The organism is Patescibacteria group bacterium (assembly GCA_018817085.1).
Classification (GTDB): domain Bacteria; phylum Patescibacteriota; class WWE3; order CG2-30-40-12; family CG2-30-40-12; genus CG2-30-40-12.
On record JAHIUT010000047.1, the window covers coordinates 1 to 6,054 of the forward strand.

Consider the following 6,054-nt stretch of genomic DNA (forward strand, 5'->3'; position numbering starts at 1 on the left):
AATGTGTGATAAGAAGTTTCGGCAAATAGGGGAGAAGAAGACACAAGAAAAAAGAAAGGAAGAAATAACAATCCTAGTGATATTTTAGCAGGCATTTAGTATATTTTACCAAATCCAGCGCGGGTTTAGCAAAACCCCCCCCTATAGTACAAGGTCTCTCCTTTGCAAAGGAGAGACCTTTGTCTATGGGTTGGTGGCTTTCTATCCCCTTGACTTGGTTGTGGATAACTTTTACATTAATAGTACTAAACATTCCTGCCCCCAAAACATCCTGTATGGACAAAAACCAGCTTTGGAAAACAATTATCGGAGAAATAAAATTGTCCGCATCGCAAGCGGATATTAAAACTTTTTTTCCCCAAATGTCTGCCGATTCTTTTGAAAACAACATTCTTACCTTAACCTGTAACAGCCCCATTGTTAAAGAAAGAGTAGAAAGCAGGTATTACAACCAAATCAAAAAAACCGCCGAAAAAGTGGTAAAAGAAAAAGTGGAGTTGGCTATTCTTGTTAAACCTTTTGAACTAAAAACCGCCTTTTCCAAAGAAAAAATAGGACCCTTGTTTAACAATACCGAAACCGCAAACAAGGAAGGCGCGCGCGAAAGCAGGATTACCGCTAACCTTTTTGAAAAATACACTTTTGAAAATTTTATTGTGGGGGCAAATAACCGTCTTGCCCATACCGTGGCAATGGCAATTTCCGAAAACCCCGGCAAAGCGTATAACCCTTTTTTTATTTATTCCGGCGTGGGGCTTGGAAAAACGCATTTAATGCAAGCTATAGGAAATCGCATTTTAGAAAAGTTTCCAAAACACCGCGTAGTTTATTGTCCCGGAGAATCGTTTACCAACGAACTTGTGGAATCTATTAGACTTGCCAAAACCCAAAAAAACGCTTTAACACAATTTAAAGATAAATTTAGAAAAGCGGATGTTTTACTGATTGACGATGTGCAATTTATAGCCGGCAGAGAGGCAACACAAGAAGAATTTTTTAACGCTTTTAATTCTTTGTTTATGGCGGGGAAACAGATTGTTTTAACCTCCGACAAACACCCAAGCGAAATACAAAAGTTAGAAAAAAGGCTGTCTTCAAGATTTGCCAGCGGAATGATTGCCGATATGCAAATGCCCGACACCGATATGCGAAGCGCTATACTGCGCTCCAAAAAAGAAGCTCTGCGGCTTTCTATACCAAACGAAATTTGCGACTTTATAGCTCAAAACACCGAAACCAATATAAGGGAATTGGAAGGGATGTTTACCCAAATAATTACCCGAATGAAATCGGAGAATAAACCCTTTATTTTGGAAAATGTAAAAGAAGTTATGGGAAAAACCACAAAATCAAAAAACATTGCCCCCACCACCATCCTAAAAATAACCGCCACTTATTTTAGCGTAAAACTTACAGACCTAAAAGGACATCGGCGCTTAAAAGAATTCGTACTACCAAGACAAGTCGCTATGTTTTTAACAAGAACTCTAACCGAACTGTCTTTAACGGACATAGGCAACTTGTTTGAGGGCAGAGACCACACAACCGTACTGCATTCCACAAAAAAAATTGAAAAAGAAATAACCGAAAAACCAAAACTCAAACAGGATGTGGAAAACATAAAAATATCTTTGGGCATAAAATAGTTTTAACTATAAAGCTTGTGGGTAAAACCTCTTATTTTTCCACACAAATATCCACCGAAACGCACTAGAAATCCACATTGAAAAAGTTGTCTGTTTAAGGGTTTTCATTATTAAAAAATGTAAACAAGGCTCGCTATGGATTTTTGAACAAGCCAAGATTTAAAAAAAACCGTATCCAAAAGGCGTCAAAACTTTTTAAGACTTTCCACCACCTTTATTATTACAACTACTATTTAAAATATCTAAATATAAGAGAAAATAAATGTGTATAAAATCTTAGGGGTGTGTTAGGGGTTAGACCCTTTAAAGGGTCTAACCCCAATTGATAGTGGTATTTATAGTCACTTCATCCACAGGTTTGGGATTATTATGATAATACGCGCAAGCGGCAATAGAAGCGGCGTTATCTGTACAATGTTCTAGTTTAGGTATAAAAATTTCAACCTTGTTCTTTTTTAATTCTTCGTTTTGCAAAAACACCTCTTTTAATCTTCTATTCGCCGAAACCCCGCCCGCCACAACAACGGATTTAACTTTATACTCCAAGGCGGCTTTTACGGTCTTTTTTACAAGAACGGTACTTACCGCTTCTTGGAAACAAAAAGCGATTTCTTCTGGGGAATATGTTTTTTTCTGAATAACGGCGAAAGTTGCGGTTTTTAATCCGCTAAAAGAAAAATCGTAATCTTTAGAATTTATTAAAGGTTTGGGCAAAACCAGCGCAACCTTCTTAGGATCCATTTCCTTCGCCTTTTTTTCTATGGCGGGTCCTCCGGGGTACCCCAACTTTAAAATCCGGGAAACCTTATCAAAACTTTCTCCCGCAGCGTCATCCCTTGTTGCGCCTAGAGGGCGGATATCGTTGTGGTCTTTCATTAAAATAAGTTCCGTATGTCCGCCGCTTACGATAAGACCTATTAAAGGAAATGCGGGCGCCGGTTTTTGTGGTTCCTGCTTTAGCCAGTTGGCATAAATATGTGCCAAAAGATGGTTTACGGGTATCAAAGGTTTGTTAAGACACATCGCCAGCATTTTTGCGGTGGTTACGCCCACTATTAAAGACCCAATTAAGCCGGGACCCACGGTAACGGCTATAGCGTCCACTTCTTTTAATGAAATGTTAGCGGAGGTTAAGCTTTCGTCTAAAACGGGGATAATGCTTTCCACTTGTTTTCTTGCGGCTATTTCTGGAACAATACCTCCCGTTTTTTGGTGCAGATTTACGCTTGAAGAAACTACATTGGACAAAATAGTTGTCCCGTTTAAAACAACAGCCACTGCCGTTTCATCACAGCTTGTTTCTATTCCTAAAATCTTCATTTTAATTGAGAATCTTTTTGCGCGTCTATAATAGTTTTTTTAGCGTCAAGTAATGCTTCTTTGGAGGTTTTTCCGGACAACACAGTATCTACCGCTTTATTTATTGCGTCCACATAAAGGTTGTTGCCTACCCTATCGGCGATAATACCGCTTTTGGCGTTTGGCGCGCCCAAAACCACATTGGTAATATAGTCTACATTTCTTAAAGTTTCGGAAAGGGCGTTTAACCCAAAACTGTTTCCAAAAGGGCGGATTCGGGCGCTTTCTTTAAAAAGTTTGTCTCTCTGCTCTTTTTGGGATAAAAACTTCAAAAATTCCCATGCGGCATTACTGTTTTTGCTTGACTTGGGAACCCCTTCAACCCAAAAACTTGCCCAGTTTATGTTAGTAATGCCCGGGCTTTGCCATATAGGTATTTGAGGAACGGCGGAAATTCCTATATGGCTATTTGGGTTGCTGTTTAGTATGCTAAAGCTTTGCCAGGTTGGAGCAAACATTATTGCCACCTTTTCTTCCGCAAAAGCGATAGGCGAGTAGGGCAACCAGTTATCCCAAACGCGGTCGGTTTTAAAAAAGCTTACATAATAATCTAAAACATTGGCGGCGGCATCCGAATCTAAATCTTCCGGTATTTTTACATTGCTTTGAGACCACATTAAGCCCAAAATATCCGAGCTGTGGGCAATGTTTTTGGAATTTCCAATAGCCGCTCCCGCTCTTATTATATTTCCCCGTTCGTCTTTTTTAGTTAAGGCAATTGCTAGCTCCCTAAAATCGTCCCAAGTTTTGGGTAGGCGATTAATACCTTCTTCGGATAAAATGTCTTGGTTATAAAACACCACTAAAGCCTCATACATTAAAGGTACAGCGTACGCCTCGCCTTTGCTGGATACGCAACAATCCTCCGCGGCGGGGAAAAATTCTTTTGAGTAGGTTTCTTTAGTAAAAGCGGTATTTGGAGCGGGTTTTAAATAGGGGTAAAATTCGGGTACCCAAGAACTATGCATTCGTATTATATCGGGAGCGGTGTTGTTTTTTAGACGCGCCTGCAGAGTTTCTTTGTAGCTTTTTAGGTCGTTAAAATCTTTGGGCTCGTAGTTTATTTTAATATTAGGGTGCGTTTTTTCGTAGGCGCTAATTAAGGGGTTTAAGGTTTCTTCCGTTTCAAAAAGTCCCCAATAGGTTAATTCCACTTTATCCGAGGACGAGACCAAATTTGCTTTATCCTTGAAAAACCTTCCGATTAAAGGTATATCCGAAAAATTAAACGATAACATAAGCGGGAAAAATAGGAATGCGGAAAAAAGCCGTTGTTTTGATTTTGTTAGCATATTTCTATTTTAAGCGACTATTCCCCTTTCGTCAATTTTTCTATCCCGCTTGTCCAAACACAGCTTGTTTAAGATATCCTTTTATTAAAGACTGATAAGGAACATTTATTTCGTTTGCTTGTTCCTTAATCCTGTCAATTAAATATTCAGGCAGACGGATGGATATCGCCCTTGTGGTAGGTTTAAGATTAGGAAAGGAAACCGGCTTAAAATCGCTAGCTTCAAAATAATCAGCTATGTTAATTTTAGCCCAAAATTCCCTTTCGGCATATTCGCTTTTAAATTTTGGCAAGTTAAGTTGTTTTTTCATATAAAATCCTTTCCCTTGTACTATTGTTTAGACAACGATACAGAAAAAACTATTTACATAAGTATATGTCTAATTGTAATATAAAACCAAATGTATTTTTTAGTATCGTTGGCTATTGCAATTTCCATATTTTTCTTGCCCTCCCTTTTATCTGTATTTTATGTTAAAAAATTAAAAAAGCAAAAGAGGCCACACCCCAAAAATTTTATTTGGGTTGTGGTATTAGTACAAATTGTATGGGGCGGAATTTGTTTTTTGTTGTATGTAGGAACATTTTTTTACCTATTCTTTAGCGATTTGGGCAGATGGATGTGAGCTACCTTTAAATTGACCCCTTGTTTTGGTATACTAAACCCCTGTGAGAGGCTTTTCATCTTTGAACACAAGGAAAGGAGAGTGATATTGTGGCAGAGGACACTAAAAAGGTGGTGTTTATAACCTCTATTGGCGCGGCTCTTTTTAGCACTTCCCGCTCGCGAAGTGTTCTTGCGCGACTACTTACTGCCCGCGATATTTGTAGCGGGCAACAGGTGCTTGGTGTGTCTTTTAGGCGGGGTAGAACGAAACTGAAGCGTGTTTGGATTCGGTTTAACGCAAATCAAGCGTATTGGTTGGAAGGGTATGATCTAATTCCGGGCCCCGGTTATGAGGACTTTAGGGCAAAACGGATAGAGTTCCCTGAAAAAGAAAATTGGCGAAGACTCACCACTAGAAAATAGGAAAGAGTAACAGCCTGCGGAATTTGTCTATCGGTTCCGCAGGCTTTCTTTTTCTTGAAGTTTAATAATTAAGATAATTTTTGTAAGAAGGGCAGATTTTGTTAAACGCGCAGTATTTACATTGAATTCCTATTTTAGGTTCAAAGACGGAGCTTTTAATTTCCTTTATAGTTTTTGATACCTTTTCTTTTTCTTTCTCTAAATCCTCCTCTGTTCTTTTAGTATCCACTCTTTTATCTTCTTCAATAAAATAAAGAGACAGTTTTTTAGGAATTATTTTAAGTTTCTCTCTGGCCGCCAAAGCGTAAATAGTTAACTGTTCGTCTTTGTCCACTATTTTTTGGTCTTTGGCGGCACCCGTTTTGTAGTCAATTATTTCATACCCCCCATCTTTATAATCTATGCGGTCTATAAAACCAAAAAGGGGAACTTCAAAACCTCTTAACTTAAACTTTTCTTCAATAAATTTTGGGTCCCCAAATTTTTCTTTGCGACATTTCGCGTAATTTAATAATGCTATTCTTCCCTGCTCATATCTTTGTTCTTTGTGTTTAGCGCTCTCATAACCTAGGGGTATAAACTCTTTTTCAAATATCTTTAAGATATCGGTATCCTCCATTTTATGCCCCTTAATTTCAAGATTGTGAAAATCCCGCAAAGTGTTATGGATACTTTGCCCAAAAGTCATAGCGTGATTTAATTTAGTGGGGATTTTTAGAATATATTTA

At 38.4% G+C, this 6,054-nt stretch carries 7 protein-coding genes; 3 read left to right on the forward strand and 4 right to left on the reverse strand.

Annotated elements, in window-relative coordinates:
- Positions 1 to 185 precede the first annotated feature (185 nt).
- Positions 186 to 1,646, forward strand: coding sequence for a chromosomal replication initiator protein DnaA (gene dnaA, locus KJ678_03230; GenBank protein MBU1017143.1), 1,461 nt, complete (start codon positions 186 to 188; stop codon positions 1,644 to 1,646).
- Positions 1,647 to 1,958: 312 nt separating this feature from the next.
- Here dnaA and tsaD read toward each other — a convergent pair whose 3' ends face one another.
- Genes tsaD through KJ678_03245 form a run of 3 tightly spaced genes read right to left on the reverse strand, consistent with a single transcriptional unit; the run spans position 1,959 to position 4,607 of the window.
- Complete coding sequence (tsaD, locus tag KJ678_03235; protein MBU1017144.1) at positions 1,959 to 2,966, reverse strand: tRNA (adenosine(37)-N6)-threonylcarbamoyltransferase complex transferase subunit TsaD; 1,008 nt, start codon at positions 2,964 to 2,966, stop codon at positions 1,959 to 1,961.
- Positions 2,963 to 4,297, reverse strand: coding sequence for an extracellular solute-binding protein (locus KJ678_03240; GenBank protein ID MBU1017145.1), 1,335 nt, complete (start codon positions 4,295 to 4,297; stop codon positions 2,963 to 2,965). The genes tsaD and KJ678_03240 overlap by 4 nt, the downstream gene beginning before the upstream one ends.
- A 40-nt stretch (positions 4,298 to 4,337) precedes the next feature.
- Positions 4,338 to 4,607 carry a BrnA antitoxin family protein gene (locus tag KJ678_03245; protein MBU1017146.1) on the reverse strand — a complete coding sequence of 90 codons (270 nt, stop codon included), beginning with the start codon at positions 4,605 to 4,607 and terminating at the stop codon, positions 4,338 to 4,340.
- Positions 4,608 to 4,697: 90 nt separating this feature from the next.
- Here KJ678_03245 and KJ678_03250 point away from each other — a divergent pair, with 90 nt between their 5' ends.
- Complete coding sequence (locus KJ678_03250; GenBank protein MBU1017147.1) at positions 4,698 to 4,922, forward strand: hypothetical protein; 225 nt, start codon at positions 4,698 to 4,700, stop codon at positions 4,920 to 4,922.
- An 89-nt stretch (positions 4,923 to 5,011) separates the two neighbouring features.
- Positions 5,012 to 5,326, forward strand: a complete 315-nt coding sequence (locus tag KJ678_03255; protein ID MBU1017148.1) for a hypothetical protein — start codon at positions 5,012 to 5,014, stop codon at positions 5,324 to 5,326.
- A 61-nt stretch (positions 5,327 to 5,387) separates the two neighbouring features.
- Here KJ678_03255 and KJ678_03260 read toward each other — a convergent pair.
- A partial coding sequence (locus KJ678_03260) for a PD-(D/E)XK nuclease family protein (GenBank protein ID MBU1017149.1) occupies positions 5,388 to 6,054 on the reverse strand: 667 nt, incomplete at its 5' end.